Source organism: Variovorax paradoxus, assembly GCF_009498455.1.
In the GTDB taxonomy this organism is placed as follows: domain Bacteria; phylum Pseudomonadota; class Gammaproteobacteria; order Burkholderiales; family Burkholderiaceae_C; genus Variovorax; species Variovorax paradoxus_H.
In genome coordinates this window covers 3,943,698-3,957,486 of record NZ_CP045644.1, presented here as the reverse complement: position 1 = coordinate 3,957,486, position 13,789 = coordinate 3,943,698, and the positions used below count along the sequence as shown (strand labels likewise).

The 13,789-nt window shown below is 62.1% G+C and carries 18 protein-coding genes; 3 read left to right on the top strand and 15 right to left on the bottom strand.

All coding sequences use genetic code 11. The features are described from left to right. The 6 genes from GFK26_RS18085 to GFK26_RS18060 all read right to left on the bottom strand — a co-directional run bounded on the left by GFK26_RS18085 (position 1) and on the right by GFK26_RS18060 (position 3,232). Positions 1-834, bottom strand: a complete 834-nt coding sequence (locus tag GFK26_RS18085; RefSeq protein ID WP_153283168.1) for an SPFH domain-containing protein — start codon at positions 832-834, stop codon at positions 1-3. 24 nt (positions 835-858) lie between these two features. Then, positions 859-1,041 (bottom strand): hypothetical protein, encoded by a 183-nt coding sequence (locus GFK26_RS18080; RefSeq protein ID WP_153283167.1) that lies wholly within the window; start codon positions 1,039-1,041, stop codon positions 859-861. Continuing rightward, positions 1,038-1,520, bottom strand: coding sequence for a hypothetical protein (locus GFK26_RS18075; RefSeq protein ID WP_153283166.1), 483 nt, complete (start codon positions 1,518-1,520; stop codon positions 1,038-1,040). The genes GFK26_RS18080 and GFK26_RS18075 overlap by 4 nt, the downstream gene beginning before the upstream one ends. 29 nt (positions 1,521-1,549) lie before the next feature. Then, positions 1,550-1,966 (bottom strand): hypothetical protein, encoded by a 417-nt coding sequence (locus GFK26_RS18070; RefSeq protein ID WP_153283165.1) that lies wholly within the window; start codon positions 1,964-1,966, stop codon positions 1,550-1,552. Positions 1,967-2,066: 100 nt separating this feature from the next. Then, positions 2,067-2,714: an AAA family ATPase gene (locus tag GFK26_RS18065; protein ID WP_153283164.1), complete on the bottom strand. Its 648-nt coding sequence runs from the start codon at positions 2,712-2,714 to the stop codon at positions 2,067-2,069. 2 nt (positions 2,715-2,716) lie between these two features. Further along, a complete protein-coding gene (locus tag GFK26_RS18060; RefSeq protein WP_153283163.1) occupies positions 2,717-3,232 on the bottom strand; it encodes a hypothetical protein in 516 nt (171 codons plus the stop codon). Between the two features lie 212 nt (positions 3,233-3,444). Between GFK26_RS18060 and GFK26_RS18055 the strand changes: the two genes are divergently transcribed. Further along, positions 3,445-3,981: a hypothetical protein gene (locus GFK26_RS18055; RefSeq protein WP_153283162.1), complete on the top strand. Its 537-nt coding sequence runs from the start codon at positions 3,445-3,447 to the stop codon at positions 3,979-3,981. 134 nt (positions 3,982-4,115) lie between these two features. Further along, the gene (locus tag GFK26_RS18050; protein WP_153283161.1) at positions 4,116-4,457 is read left to right on the top strand and encodes a hypothetical protein; all 342 of its coding nucleotides are present in this window, start codon (positions 4,116-4,118) and stop codon (positions 4,455-4,457) included. A 16-nt stretch (positions 4,458-4,473) separates the two neighbouring features. Here GFK26_RS18050 and GFK26_RS18045 read toward each other — a convergent pair whose 3' ends face one another. From GFK26_RS18045 to GFK26_RS18035, 3 genes are read right to left on the bottom strand one after another with little or no spacing between them, the layout of a single operon-like run. Further along, positions 4,474-4,740, bottom strand: coding sequence for a hypothetical protein (locus GFK26_RS18045; RefSeq protein WP_153283160.1), 267 nt, complete (start codon positions 4,738-4,740; stop codon positions 4,474-4,476). Between the two features lie 11 nt (positions 4,741-4,751). Then, positions 4,752-5,633 (bottom strand): FAD-dependent thymidylate synthase, encoded by an 882-nt coding sequence (locus GFK26_RS18040; RefSeq protein ID WP_228121679.1) that lies wholly within the window; start codon positions 5,631-5,633, stop codon positions 4,752-4,754. A 15-nt stretch (positions 5,634-5,648) separates the two neighbouring features. Further along, positions 5,649-6,029, bottom strand: coding sequence for a hypothetical protein (locus GFK26_RS18035; RefSeq protein ID WP_153283159.1), 381 nt, complete (start codon positions 6,027-6,029; stop codon positions 5,649-5,651). Positions 6,030-6,461: 432 nt separating this feature from the next. Between GFK26_RS18035 and GFK26_RS18030 the strand changes: the two genes are divergently transcribed. Beyond that, the gene (locus tag GFK26_RS18030; protein ID WP_228121678.1) at positions 6,462-6,929 is read left to right on the top strand and encodes a DUF4145 domain-containing protein; all 468 of its coding nucleotides are present in this window, start codon (positions 6,462-6,464) and stop codon (positions 6,927-6,929) included. 15 nt (positions 6,930-6,944) lie between these two features. Here the strand turns inward: GFK26_RS18030 and GFK26_RS18025 are convergent, their stop codons facing one another. The 6 genes from GFK26_RS18025 to GFK26_RS18000 all read right to left on the bottom strand — a co-directional run bounded on the left by GFK26_RS18025 (position 6,945) and on the right by GFK26_RS18000 (position 13,789). After that, positions 6,945-7,886 carry a ribonucleotide-diphosphate reductase subunit beta gene (locus GFK26_RS18025; RefSeq protein WP_153283157.1) on the bottom strand — a complete coding sequence of 314 codons (942 nt, stop codon included), beginning with the start codon at positions 7,884-7,886 and terminating at the stop codon, positions 6,945-6,947. Between the two features lie 56 nt (positions 7,887-7,942). Next, entirely contained in the window at positions 7,943-10,231 is a 2,289-nt protein-coding gene (locus tag GFK26_RS18020) for a ribonucleoside-diphosphate reductase subunit alpha (RefSeq protein WP_153283156.1), read from the bottom strand. A gap of 88 nt (positions 10,232-10,319) precedes the next feature. Continuing rightward, positions 10,320-10,952 (bottom strand): hypothetical protein, encoded by a 633-nt coding sequence (locus GFK26_RS18015; protein ID WP_153283155.1) that lies wholly within the window; start codon positions 10,950-10,952, stop codon positions 10,320-10,322. Positions 10,953-10,971: 19 nt separating this feature from the next. Further along, complete coding sequence (locus GFK26_RS18010; RefSeq protein WP_153283154.1) at positions 10,972-11,364, bottom strand: hypothetical protein; 393 nt, start codon at positions 11,362-11,364, stop codon at positions 10,972-10,974. Beyond that, on the bottom strand, positions 11,364-11,855 hold the full coding sequence (locus GFK26_RS18005) for a hypothetical protein (protein WP_153283153.1): 492 nt from the start codon (positions 11,853-11,855) through the stop codon (positions 11,364-11,366). The genes GFK26_RS18010 and GFK26_RS18005 overlap by 1 nt, the downstream gene beginning before the upstream one ends. Then, positions 11,846-13,789, bottom strand: coding sequence for an AAA family ATPase (locus tag GFK26_RS18000; RefSeq protein WP_153283152.1), 1,944 nt, complete (start codon positions 13,787-13,789; stop codon positions 11,846-11,848). Before GFK26_RS18000 ends, GFK26_RS18005 begins: the two co-directional genes overlap by 10 nt.

Here is a 13,789-nt window from a genome sequence, read left to right as displayed (position 1 = left end):
TTACTTCCCGATGCTGACCAGCGAGCCGGCCGTATTGCCCATGACGACGGTGTGCGTGCCGGCACCAGCGAACGCCTGCTGTGCTTCGATCTCCTTCAGGCGGATCAGCTGCGGGCTCAGCGAGCGGCTGATGGTCTCGTTCACTGCAGCCTGGCCCTGCGCTTCGATCAGGTTCTTGGCGGCCACGACTTGAGCGAGCTCCTTGTCCTTGTTCGCACGGGCAATCTGCTGGTCACGCTCAGCCGTCTGGCGAATGGATGTCTCGATGGCCGGGTCGGTCACGAGGTTGCGCACGTTGACGCCCGTCACCTGCCACACGTCCTTGTCGGTCTTGTCCAGCTCGGATTGAAGGCGCTTCTGAATCTCGGTGGCCAGCTCGGCACGCTTGGTGTGCATGGTGGTCGCAGGGAACGAGGCCACCGCGCTGTAGATCGCTTCGCGCGCTTCTCGGCTCAGACGCGAGTAGCCCGCGACAAGGTTGTCCGACTTGCTGCCCGCGACGATGTCCTTGTGCTTGACCACGTCGCCTTGGTACTTCAGGACCGTGTCGGCCACCATGGCCGGGTTGGCCTTGAAGTAGATGTCCACGTCCATGTCGGCCATGGTCAGGTTGTCGCTGGACTTGGGCTTCTGGTCGTTGACCTGGAACGAGACTTCCTTGGTCGTGAACTCGCTGAGCGTCTCGATCGGCGTGAAGTAGTTGCCTTGCGAGCGTTCAGCCAGGTCGATCTTGCCGCGGGTGGTGGACACGCCCACGTTGCCGCTGTCGATCTGCGAGCAGCCGGCGATGAGGACCAGTGCCATGGTGGCGAGGGAGGCGAAGATTCGTTTCATGGGTTCTCCTTGATGTGAAACGGTTTAGAAAAGGCGGATGGCTTCGCCGCTGTAAGCGAGGACGAAAGCGACGAAGACGCAGATGACACCGATCACGATGGCGGGCCAATAGAACCGGACGATTCCGAACACCTCGTTGCGGACCGAGCGGTTGCCCAGCCCGGTGACGACGATCGCGACGAGCAGGAACAGAGCGAGGAACTTCATGCCAGCGCCTTGTCCACGCCGGTGGCGTAGTTGTCGGTTTTCATGGTCACGATGCCCCCGCGTGCGCGGTCCTGCAGCAGGTCGATCAGCTGGCCGGTGGACAGCTCGGTGAGTGCCATCTGGCGGCCCCGGGCTGCGTCGTCGATGCCGATCGATTCGTGCGGGAGCCCGTACTCGGCGGCCAGGGCGGCAACCAGTGCGGCGCGCTTGCGCAGCAGCTCGCTGCCCGACTCGAAGATGCGGTGCTCCTGGTAGACGCTGGTGATGCCGTCCTTGTGCTTCGGCGAGAACACCGTCTCCATCACCATGCCCGGCACCGACTCGTTGCGGTACAGGTAGAAGTGGCCGGCTTCGGCGTTGCCTGCGTAGGCCTTGTTCACGTCGCCTACGGGTCCGTCGCGCAGCGCGATGCTCAGCTTGAGCGCGTGGTGATCGGAGTTCACGACAACGAGGTCGCGAACGGATTCAAAGATGGACATTGGTTGTGGTTTCCTTGGTGGTTGCGAAATCAGAGACGGGTCCAGCCGGCCTTCGCCAGCGCATCGAAGGCCGGCTGAAAGATGGCGGTGCGCGCGTCGCGCTCGGCCTTCACGAGGGTGGGGACGGGTGCCTTGCCCAGCGGACGCTTGACCAGCACGTAGTCGTCCTTCTCGGGGTTCCAGGCGAACGTGCAGACGTCCCCGGCCTTCAGGAAATGCGCCTTGCGGGTCGGGCCGGTGAACTGGTCAGCGGCGCGGGCGACCAGCTCGGCGCTGTCCGTCGCGATGAGCCCGCTGGTGATGGCCCAGATCGACTTGGCGATCAGCGAGAACTCCCCCTCCTCGATGCGCTGCTCTTGCGCGAAGCTCGAGATCCGCACCAGCTCATCGAGCGTCTTGCGCTCAAGCTCTTCGCGGATGTCAGGGATCGGTGTCGCTGTGGTCATATTTGAATAACTGTAAGTAGTGACTTACTCGATTAAAAAGGGCGTTGCACGGAAATCATCTGTGCAGCGCCCTTTCATTATAGTCAGCAGTGACACACTATCAGTGCAAGGCAATGGACCCTTCTTCGATTCGCTTGCCGATCACTTGGTAGTGTTTGTCCTGAGCGGCGCGCAGACAGTTTTCCAGGCACTGGATGCGCACGTCCAGGTCAAGGTAGCCGCGACGGATGCTGTAGTTGCGCGACTCGAGCCGGGAGTCGGTCAGCAGGCCCAGCTGCAGCGCGTTCAGGTGTTCCATGTACGCGGGGCACGCCGGAGCCTTGCCCTCCTCTTCCACCAGCGCGATGCCAGGCTGAACCAGGACGATCGTCGCGAAGAAGCGGTTGGCCGACTCGATGCAGCGCTTCACGTAGTAGTTCACAGCCTTGGCAACCTCCGGCTGTCCGGTCAGCGTCTGGCGCGTCACGTCCGCCAGCAGGTAGCTGGCGAGATCGATCGGCGAGCGGTCGCTGATGAAGAAGGTGCTGCGGGCCATGGCGTCGAGCCACTGAGCCTCGAAGGCGCTCAGGATCGCCGCCTGGATCGCGATGCGCTCGGCGATGGGGTACTCGGCCTTCGGGTCGAGCCCGAGCGCCTTGAACACCTCGGTCGCGCCGGTCTGCACGAACGGAATGTCGTGTTTCTGCGCGAACGCACGGGCGAGCGTGGACTTGCCCGTGCGATGTGCGCCCACAAGGGCCAGGTTCATGGTCAGGCCGCCTGTTCGGGAAGCGCCCGGAACACGGTGTTCTGGTAGCTGGCGGACTTCAGGAACTTGCCCTTCGGGGCGTCCGGCTGGTCGACTGCGCTCTTCATCACCATGGTCGGATAGTCGCCCTCGAAGTACACCTCGGTGACGCCCTTGTCGGCATGCAGCTTCACCGTGGCGGCCAAGTCGTCGGCGTTCTTGATGAAGCGCGTCATCACGCCGCTGACTACCGCTGCCATATCCATGTCGGCGTTCACGCCCATCATGTGGTGGGCGCCGTAGCCGAAGACGTGGATGTCGCAGAGCGCGTCGCGAACTTCATCCGGGGCGACCTTCGAGACCACAGACGCGCCCGCAGTCTTCAATGCGGCGACTGCTGCCTTCACTTCTTCGGGGTTGGCGCCCAACGCGATGAACAGCTCGCCTACCTCGTCGGGGATGTTCAGGCACTGCTTGCGCACGCGGTCGAAGTCAATGCGCGCCGGGTCACCCTTGGGGTTCCCGAAAGCGACGTTCATGTCGGACACTCGTTCAAAATTGCTCATGGTTTCCTTGCTGTGGTGAAAAGTGCTTATACAAGCGCTGAACCGCAGGACTTTTTTTGCCTGGCAGTCCAGCTCCTGTTCCACGTGGAACAGTAATTACTGACTGTCTAAAGCATTGTAGGGATCGGCGACCATCCTCTCGTCATATAGTCGCTGCCGCCGCGCCATGCGGTGAGGAGAAACGAATGGCAAAAGAAACAAAAGCAAAGTCGGATGAATGGACACCGTTGGGCGTGGGGATCGGCGTGACTATCGTTGCTCTCATCATGGCTTACATCATCTTGATTTCGAGCTTCATGGCCAAGGTCTACGACCCAGCGGCCGCCCCTGAACCTACAGCGGCAACGTTGGGGCAGCTCGGGGATTTCGTCGGGGGTTTGATGAACCCAGTGCTGGCATTTTTGACGTTCATTGGCGCCGTCGCGACTGTCTACTACGCCTACAGACAATACGAGGCACAAGCTGAAGCACTCCGCCATCAGCGGGCATTTGATTTACTAACTGCCAAGGTCAAATCGCTCGAAACCCTGGCGACTCACGCAACCCGTGAGAGGCAAGAGTTCGCGTCGGTCCTTCCAGAGGGGTCCGCCGCCGTCCAGATGCGCTTTGAGCATTTGCGGTGGAAGGAAAATGCAGCGCAAGAAGCTCTGGCAGAGACCATCAAACGATTGGAAAAGCTCAACTACCCGGGACTCTCTGACCCCGATCCTTCAGATTTGTGATGACCACGCGGAGTTTGGCCGCGCGGCTCCGAGCACTAGGACCGAAAAATGTCAACCCCTGATTGGGGTAGTTACTCTCGACCCAGCCATCGAACATGATGGATCGCTCCGATTTGGAGCGAGGAGAGAGAGACATGAAACTGGCGACTTGCTTCATCAGCATTGCGGCCCTACTGACGCCGTTCAGCACACACGCCGACGGCAGTGTCGCGAAGAGGAACGCGCAAAATAAGGCCGCACAAAGCGGCGGGGGGTCGTCTACAAGCGCTAAATCTTCGGGATCAATCTCGCAGGGAAGCCCCGGCAATCCCTATGGCTGGACCGTTTCAGGAGGAGGCATGGCAACGGAGCATGTGAATAGCCCCGAGGCCGCCAAAGCGTCGATGGAGGCGAGAGAGGCACGTGGCGCTACCTACTCCGCTGCTGACAAGGCCAAGATCGGTGCCGGCTACGACCCTACCGCCCAGGATAAGTAGTCGCCACGTTGCTTTCTCAGGCGACCAGCGCGCTCAGCTTCTCGTGCACTGCCGCGGCGCGGGCTGCTTCACGGGTTGCGGCGTTGGACTTCGACAGGCTCTCGGCCGCGTCAGAGCCGTGCTTGTCGGCTTCAGCGCACTTGGCTTCACGCACGGCGTCCAGGTCGACGATGGTGCGCTGCAGGGCGCCCAACACGCCGTCGACGGTCGTGGGGGCCGGCTTCTTAACGACACCGGCGACTTGCAGGGCCGGGCGCAGGAACTTAAGAACGGTGGAGGTCATGGTGTTGCCTTTCAGGTAGTGGCGGTGGAGAAATCGAACGACGAAAGGAGCTTCAGCTCGTACAGCTCGCGGAACTGCACTACGCCCCGGAAGTTGCGGGACTGGCGATACGGGTTGTTCGAGCCGCAGGCCTGGTGCTCGATGGGCGATGCATGCAGCGGCGCGGAGCCGACCAGGCGCTGAAACAGAGCCAGGTCCTTGTCCTGGTCAGGCTCCTGCCCGTCGTGGGTGAGGTAGCTGACACGCGCACAACGAGCCGCTGACATCGCGCAGAGCATGTCGGCATGGTCGGCCAGCAAATAGCGTTCAGCTTCGGTGGTGTACGGCAGGTGCCAGCAGCGGGCATCCAGGTAATCGCTGCCCGGCGAATGCAAAACACGCTCGGGGCCTCCGAAGTCCTTGTCTGCATTCAACATGGCCGCAGCCAGCGCGCGAATCTCCGGCTGAGCGTCCGGGTGGTCACGCAGCTCGAAGAAGTTGGCCCACTCGGTGGCGGTGACGATCACGCTGATGTGCGCGAAGGGCTCGAGGATGCGGTTGGCGACTTGCTTGTGCAGGCCGCGCTCGACCATGTATTCGGCGATGTCGGCCGCTTGGTGAGCTGCATCGCGCCATGCCTGAACGCAATCGTTCCGCAGAAAGCCCTCGAGCTCTGCATCCGCCTGCATGCCCGGCTGGTTCGCACCCCAGTGAATCGGCATGGCCGGCTCGTTTCGGATCTGCTCGATGATCTTGGCCACAGGGATGGCGCGGCTCGAGCTGGCGTTGCGGCTGAACATGCGGTGAGTCATGAACTCCGCGTGGATGAAGCGCGGGTAGCGCAGCTGGAAGGTCGTAATGACCTTGCCCTTGACGCTTACCGACTTGGCGATGACTTTGGCTTCGATGCTCATGTCAGGAGCGCCCGATCAGGAGTCAGCGTCGAAGATGCCGTCTTGCAGACGGACAGGTGTCGAATCCGCGGGCGGTGCCGACGGCGCGCTGGCTGGAGCTTGAGCCGAAGCGGGCGTGGTGGCTTTCACCTTCGGCGTGCGCTTCTTGCGCAGCAGGACTTCTTGGCTCAGCGCTGCCAGCACCGCATCGCGGTTCTCGTACAGGAACGCGTCGAGCGGGGTGCCTGATTGATCTTCCAGGCGGTCCTCGCCGTTGTAGACCCACTTGTCGCCGAAGCTGTCTGCCAGAGCCTTCTTCGTCTTGAGCTCCAGCTCGTGAGTCACAGCTGCCTTCTGAGTGTTGTGGGTCTTGCCGTCGCTCGACAGGAAGCCGGTGAATTTCTTGATGTCGGACATGGGTGTGGATTACTCCTGTAGCTGATTGAAATTGAAATAAGCAGAACTATTACTCAGTGCTTACACACATTATAGTGTTCACAAGCCCTTCAACTCACCCTCCATGACACAATTGAGCGGCAGATCAACGTTAAGGACGTATCAATGGACCGGCGAGTTTTCAACAAGCACCTTCGTATCGAGGAAGTCCCTGATTGGCGCTGTCCTGTCTGCAAATCGGGCAACCTAACACTCGACCCGAAGGCCTTTCAGTTCGATCACACAGCTGAAAGTCGGCGAGACCAATCGATCCCAGACGCTGGCTACGATTGGGTGAGATATCAATTCGTGTGCTTCCTCACGTGCAGCCGGGCCACGTGCGGAGAAAGGATTAGCTGTCTAGGTTGGGGAGAAGTGGAACAGGTCCAGTTCTTTAACGAAAGGGATCAAGAGATGGACGTGGCTTATGTCGATCAGTTCTTTCCAACCTACTTTGACCCACCATTGGTGTTGATGGATGTACCGAAAGAATGCCCTGAAGATGTAGCAGGCCACCTTCGCACATCATTTTCAATGTACTTTTGCAATCCCGGCGCTTCCTTGAATTCGGCCCGCATGGCCGTCGAGGCACTGATGGACCATTTGAAGGTAGTCGACACATGGCCAGACGGAAAGCGAATGGACCTTCACTTCCGAATAAAGCGGATTCCCAAAGAGCACGTGAACGTCATGGACCATTTACTCGCAGTAAAGTATCTCGGGAACGCGGGCAGCCACCACGGAGATAAACCAAAGCGCGAGGACGTGAATGACGTGTATGACGTATTGGAGTACGCGCTTAACAAAATATTCGATCAGTCTGAAGGTCGTCTAAAGCTCTTGGTGGAAAGAATCAATAAGGACAAAGGCCTGCCCAAATAGGCTGGCCTCCGTCCATCACCACTCGAGGCCGCTCTGGTCGTAGTCCACGACGGTGGTCTCGAAGAAGTTCTGGCGCGAGCCGTTGACCTTGAAGAACTGAAAGAACCACGGCGCCGGACTCACCACGCCCGGGTACAGGTCGGGTGCGCCAGGCTTCACGATCTGCCAGCGCAGGTTGGCCAAGTGCTTTGGGAAGGCGTCCATCATCGAAGGCGTCAGGCCCGCGATGCCACTGCCGACCATGTGTTTGCCCCACGTGCACTCGAGCTCCACCGCGCCACGGAACAGGGCTTCCGCGTCCGCGTAGAACTGGGCGTCGTACAGGTGCGGGTTCTCTTCGCGGAACGTCCCGTGCATGTGCGAGAACAGCTCAAGGTGGGTGCCACCCTCGTCCCGCGCGATGTACTTGATGTTGTCGGCGCTGCCCAGCATCTTCCCGTTCTGCGCGAGCGACCCGAACACCAGAAAGGCGTTGTAGAAGTAGATGCCCTCCAGGATCAAGTTGCCCACGATGGCCCGCGCGAAGCTGGCCGGCGTAGGGTCACCCTTGAGGATGTCCGACTGGCCCATGATGTAGGCGTTCTTCTGGGCCAGCAGGCCGTCCTTCTCGAACGCGAGGTAGATCTCCTCGGGGTTGAGGGACACGGCCTCGATCATGGTCTGGTAGACCCGGACGTGCATGTACTCTTCGGCGGCCTGGCGTGCGAGCGCCCCGCTCACCTCCGGCGCCGTCACGTGCTGCCCGATGTTCTGGATCAGGTTGTTGAACTGAATGCCGTCCAAGTTCGACACGAACGCCAACGCCAGGTCATAGGCACGTCGCTCCTGCGGCGACAACTGCGTGAGGTAGCACTGCTTGTCGCCGCCCATCGGCACCTTCTTCTCGGTCCAGAAGTTGGCCACCATCTCCTCGTGGATGTCGACGGCCCACTGGTACTTCACGCGGCTCATGTTCATGAGCTTGTCCTCTGGCCCGAAGGCCAGGCGACGCGCGTTGGTTGTCGCCGTCGAACTCATTGGCAAGCCTCGCAATCGGGGTTGTCGATGCTGCAGAAGTTCGCGCTCTCGGGCTGCGGCAGGGCCGACGCGGCCGGCATGGCGGGCTCGCCCTTGGCCTTCTGCTTCGACTGGCTGCGCAGGTAGTAGGTGGTCTTCAGACCTTCCTTCCAGGCGGTCTTGTAAATCGAGTCCAGGTCGCGGCCCTTGGTGCCCTGGCGGATGAACACGTTCAGGCTCTGCGCCTGGTCGATCCACTTCTGGCGGCGGGCGCCCGAACGGATCACCCAGACCGGCTCGATCTCGAAGGCGGTCTTGAGCAGGCGCGGGTCACTCGTGTGGCGCAGGCACGGGTCGAGCACCAGGAACTTGCCGCTCATGTTGCCCTCGAGGCGCTCCAGCTCAAAGATCGGCTCGTTGCAGGGCGTGGTGCCGCAGATCACGCTGATGGTCGCGGTCGGGGCGATGGCCATCGTGTTGCTGTTGCGCATGCCCTGGCGCATGACCTTCTCGGCCAGGATGTCCCATGTGGCCAGGCCGAAGATGTTGGAGGTCTGGTCCCGGGCGGTGTAGATCGGCAGCATGCCGCGGCTCCACTTCGAGCCTGGGAAGGTTTCGTAGGCACCGCGCTCGTAGGCCAGGTCGCTCGAAGCCTCGATGGCGTAGTAGCTCACGATTTCCAGCGCTTCGTCGGAGAACTGCACCCCGGCTTCGCTGTCGAACGCGATGCCCACGATGACCTTGGCTTCGGTTTCGCCCATGATGCCCATGCCCACCGGGCGGTGCTTGAGGTTCGACGCCTTCGCACGTGCCGAGGGGTAGTAGTTCAGGTCGATCACGTTGTCGAGCATGCGCATCAGTGTGCGGACGGTCGCGCGCACCTTCTTCGTGTCGATCACCATGGTGCCCATGGATTCGACCATGTGGCGGGCCAGGTTGATCGAGCCGAGGTTGCACACAGCGGTTTCGTCGTCGCTGGTGTTGAGCGTGATTTCAGTGCAGAGATTGGAGCTGTGCACCACGCCCACGTGGTCCTGCGGCGAGCGGCGGTTGCACTCGTCCTTGAAGGTGATCCAGGGGTGGCCGGTCTCGAACAGGTTGGTCAGGATGTGCTTCCACACCTCGATGGCTGGGCGCTGGCTCACGAACTTGCCCGCGCGCTCCAATTGCTCGTAACGCAGCTTGAAGGCATCGCCGTAGAGCTCATGCAGCTCCGGGTACAGGTTGGGCTGGAACGTCGACCACAGGCCGCCCTCCTCCACTCGCTCCATGAACAGGTCGGCGACCCACGCGGCCGGAAAGATGTCATGCGTGCGCATGCGGTCGTCGCCGAACTCCTTCTTCAGCTCGCAGAAGTCCCAGAAGTCAGGGTGCCAGACCTCCAGGTACGGCGCGAAGCTGCCCTTGCGCTTGCCGCCTTGGTTCACCGCGACTGCCGTGCTCTCGTACGGCTTCAGGTAGGGGATGACGCCCGAGGACTTGCCGTTGGTGCTGACGATGCGACTGCCGGCGCCGCGCACTCGGGTCCAGTCGGTGCCGATGCCGCCGGCGAACTTGCTCAGCCGGGCCGACTCTTCGATGGTGCCGTAGATAGACGCGAAGCGGTTCACGCCGCGGGCGATCTCTTCGTCGTCCACGCTGATCTGGTCGTTGACGGTGTTCAGGTAGCAGCTCGACAGCTGGCTGCGAATGCTGCCCGCGTTGAAGAGGGTCGGCGTGCTGGCCATGCCGTCGAAGTTCGACAGCAGGTTGTAGAACTCGATGGCGCGGGCGGTGGGGTTGTCTTCATTGATCGCCAGGCCCATGGCCACTCGCATGAAGAAGTGCTGCGGCAGCTCGATGATGTTGTCGCTGGTGTCGCGGACCAGATAGCGGTCCACCACGTTCTGCAGGCCGATGTAGTCGAACTGGAAGTCGCGGTCGGGTACGAGCGCGTCGTCCAGTTCCTTGAAATCGAAGCCCAGCATGTGCCGGCTGTAGCGGCCGGCGGCCAAGCCACGGTCGATCACCGAACGCATCGACGGGTAGGTGTTGCCCCCGGTGGCGCGCTTGTACGTCTCGGCCAGCAAGTAGCGGGCGGCGACGAAGGTCATGTCGGGGTTCTCGCGGCCGATCAGGCCGGAGGCTGCCTTGATCTGGGCGCGGAAGATGTCCTGCGTGGACATGCCATCGAAGATCAGGAACTGCACCTGCTCCTTGAGCAGCGCCAGGTCGACGTTCAGGCCCTTGGTGGCGAAGATATCCAGGCGGTCGATTTTGGATTGGTCGAATGGCTCACGCGAGCCATCCCGTTTGATGACGGTCATGTATTCCTAGAGGGGGAGAAAGGGAGAGGGGTAAGCGTCTATTTTAGGTCAGTCAGCAGACACTTACCATATAAGGCAAGAGAGGCCGTCAAGCTGCCTTTGCGCTGTAGATCGCCATCATCTGCATGAACTGCGTGGTCTGCACGCACGCGGCGACCGATGCCATCGAGTCGGCCATGTGCTCGTTGTCATCCATCAGCCGGCCAGCAGGGAGTTCGTACCCCTTGCTGATGAGGTTGCCCGCCGCGTCGAACTTGTCAGGCTTGCGGAACTTGCCTGTTGCGCGTAACCACGGCAGATGCGGCGCCAGCTGGTGAGCCCACTCGATGATCTCGGCCTTGGTGGCGTTCTTCTTCCCGGTCGCAATCTTCACCTCCCGGGGCGTGACTTCGATGATGGGCACTGGCACGCTTGCAAGCAGCATGATGCTCATGCCGAAGCTGAGTGCTGCGCGCGCGTCTTGCGCCCCGCTGGGAACTTCGCCGGTGATGATGTTCGGGCGCCATTCGGCGAACTGCTTGTGCACGCCGCGGTGGAGCTCACGGGCGCTCACGAGGTCGGCCGAGTTCTGTCGCTGCACCTTGGCTTTGTCTGCCGGCTTGGTCTGCACCATGGCGATGCCGCGCCAGTCGATCTCGCCAGTCGTGATGTCCACGTGCCCCAGGCACATGCCCGTGTTGCGCAGGGACGGGTCGATGCCCATGATTCTCAGGACGGTCATTTGCTTCCTTATAGTTAGGTCAGGAGTTGAGGATTTTTTCGGCTGGAATGCCGAGTTGTGCGGCGGCTGCAACGATGTTCTCGACCGTCAGCGCCTCCAGGGCTCGCGTGAAGTCCCGGGCTTCGATCTCGGCGACGAACTTTCGCCATGCCTGGTTTCGCTCGACGTAGCGGGCGTAGTGCTCCTCGCTCAGGTAGGCCTGGCCGCTGTAGCCATATCCGTTGCCTCCCACGCCGAAGCGCAGGTCTTCCAAACTCACGATCTCATCGGTGCTGCGGCCGAGTCCCCAGTAGGCGTAGGCGCGCCCGACCCGCGTGATGGTGACGGTCTTCGTTTTTGCCGGTCCGGAATACTGCTTGTTCCACACGAGAAACAGGGTGTCGCCCGCCTTGAGGTTGTGCTTGCTTGCCATTACCAGGCGCCCCACTCTTCGCTGCCCTGCAGCTCCTCGGGCTTGATCGCCGGCGCGAACACCTGCGGCCCCTGCTTCTTCATGTGCAGCGCAGGCGCCTCGGTCATCTGGGCTCCCACCCAGGCTTCGAGCCCGTCGAAGTACTGGAAGGCAGTGGCCATTTCCAGCGTCATGTTGGCGAAGCCGTCCTTGAGCAACTTGAGGTTCGTCGGCGCGGCCACGAACGTGGCCTTCAACGTGGTCGCATCGCGGTGGATATTTGGCTCTTGGTAGACCGACTGAAGGACCAGGTCCTCGCCCGCCCCGAAGCTCCACTGCGTGGAGCTGGAGACCTTGGCGGCTCCCGTGCGAAACCGGGCAGGCAGCGAGCACGGTGCAGCTACCTTCAGGTGGAGCGGCTCTTCCTTGAGCTTCATGTTCATCCACATGACCCAGGCCTTGATGACCTCAGGCCCGCCTTGATTGGCGATCTCAAGTCCGGTCAGTCGCACAGCGCGCCCTCCACCGTCGACACGCCGTCGGCTTTGGTGACCGTAGTGACGTTGTCGATCCAGTCACCCAGCGAGTTGTGGCTGATGACGATCACGGTTCCCCGCTCGCGCGCCTTGCGCTCCAGGATGGTCATGAGCCGCTCGAGGCCCGAAGGGTCGAGTGCATCGTCCACCTCGTCCCCGAACCAGATATCGATCGGCTGGGTCGCGCGGCTGGCCACCAGGTCCTGCAGCGCTAGCGCGGTTGCCAGACGAACCTTGCGCTTCTCCCCGCCCGACAGGCCCGCGAACGAATCGGCGCCCTTGCTGTGCGTGACCTCGATGCTGAACTTCTCCTTCAGGTCACCGGTGGCCGACTTGGTCAGGGTGGTCCAAATGGCCTGCATGGCGCCGTCGCTGAGCACCGAAAGGTAGTCGGCGGTGCGCGCGTTCAGGAACGGCGTGACGGTGTCCAAGATCTGCGCCCGGACGCCCGCGGGGCCGAACACCTTGACCACGCCCTCGGCTACCGCCACCTCGGCTGTGGCCTTCGCAATCTCGGCCGTCCAGCCGGAGATCTGCGTGTTGTCGTAGGTCAGCCGCTCTTCAAGCTCCTCCACCACCGACTGCTCGGGGTTGACGGCCGCCTTTGCGTTGTCGAGCGACAGCTTCTCCTGGTCGTAGGTCTGCTTGGCAGTCTGGGCGACGCGGATGGCGTTCTGCAGAGCGGTCTTGTCGGCTTCCAACCCAGCGCGCTCGGCGTTCAGAGCGGTGACGTCCGGCACCGCGGCGAGCGCTTCTTCATGGGTGGTCTTTGCGGCCTGCACGGCGAGCACTTGGCTGCGCACCCGGACCTTCAGGTCTTCGAGTGTGCCCTTCGCCGCCACCAGGAGCGCCCGCTTGTGGTCACGGTAATCGTCCAGCTTGTGCAGCGACCCGGGCTGCCCGCACGAGCGGCATGGTTTGCTCAGGTCCTGCTCGGCGTTGTCCACGTCTGCCTGGGCCTGCACGACCGCTTCGGTCGCCTGCTGCAGCTGGTGCTTCTCGACGGCCAGCTCGGCGCGGCTCAGGGCCTTCTGCGCATCGGCGGCGGCGCGCTGCGCTGTTGCGTGGGCGGCCAGCGAAACGCCGATCTCGGCCAGCCGGGTGGTCGCGGCATCCGCCTTTGGCTTCAGGGACTGAGCGTGCAGCGCCTTTGTGGTGGCATCTGCCTTCGCGGCATTCACGCGGGCTTCCAGGCCGGCGATCACACCGGCGCGGCCGTCGTTCCACTGCTTCGCCTTCTCGCGGCGGATCTCCAGCGCGCTCTCGGTGCGCAGCAGGCCGGTCTTGGCGGTCTCGAGCCGCGCGACATACCCGTCCAGCACGTACTTCGCGCTGGTCAGTCGGGTGCGCGAGAGGGCGTAAGCGCGCTCGATGCGCTGCATGCCTGCGCCCTCCTCGATCAGCCGCTTCAGGTCACGGTCGCCCATCTTGGGCAGGTCGGGCATGGCTTCCTGGCCGCTGTAGACCGCGGCGATGAACACCTCGAGGCTGCAACCCAGGATCTTCTCGACCTCCTTCTGGGTTTCGGCGTCGGTCCCGCGCGTCATGTCCACGCCCGGGGCGGTAGGGTCGGTGATGGCGTACAGGCGCAAGCTGTTCTTGCCCGTGGCGTGCTTGCGATAGCGCTCGACCTTGTAGGTGGTCGCACCGTTCTCCAGCATCACGATGACGGCGGTGTTCTTCTTTGCCTTGAGGTTGACGACAGAGTCCCCCTTCACGCCGCGCGCGGTGACGCCGTACAGGCACCAGCAGATCGCGTCGACGATGGAGGACTTCCCTGCCCCGTTGCTCGAGGCCGAATCGTCGTCTGCGTTGACGCCCTGGATCAGGTTGAGCCCGCGGTCGGCCAGCTTGACGGTGCCGGCGGCGACCGTCAGGAAGTTTTCGATGTGTGCGCTGAGAAATTTCAT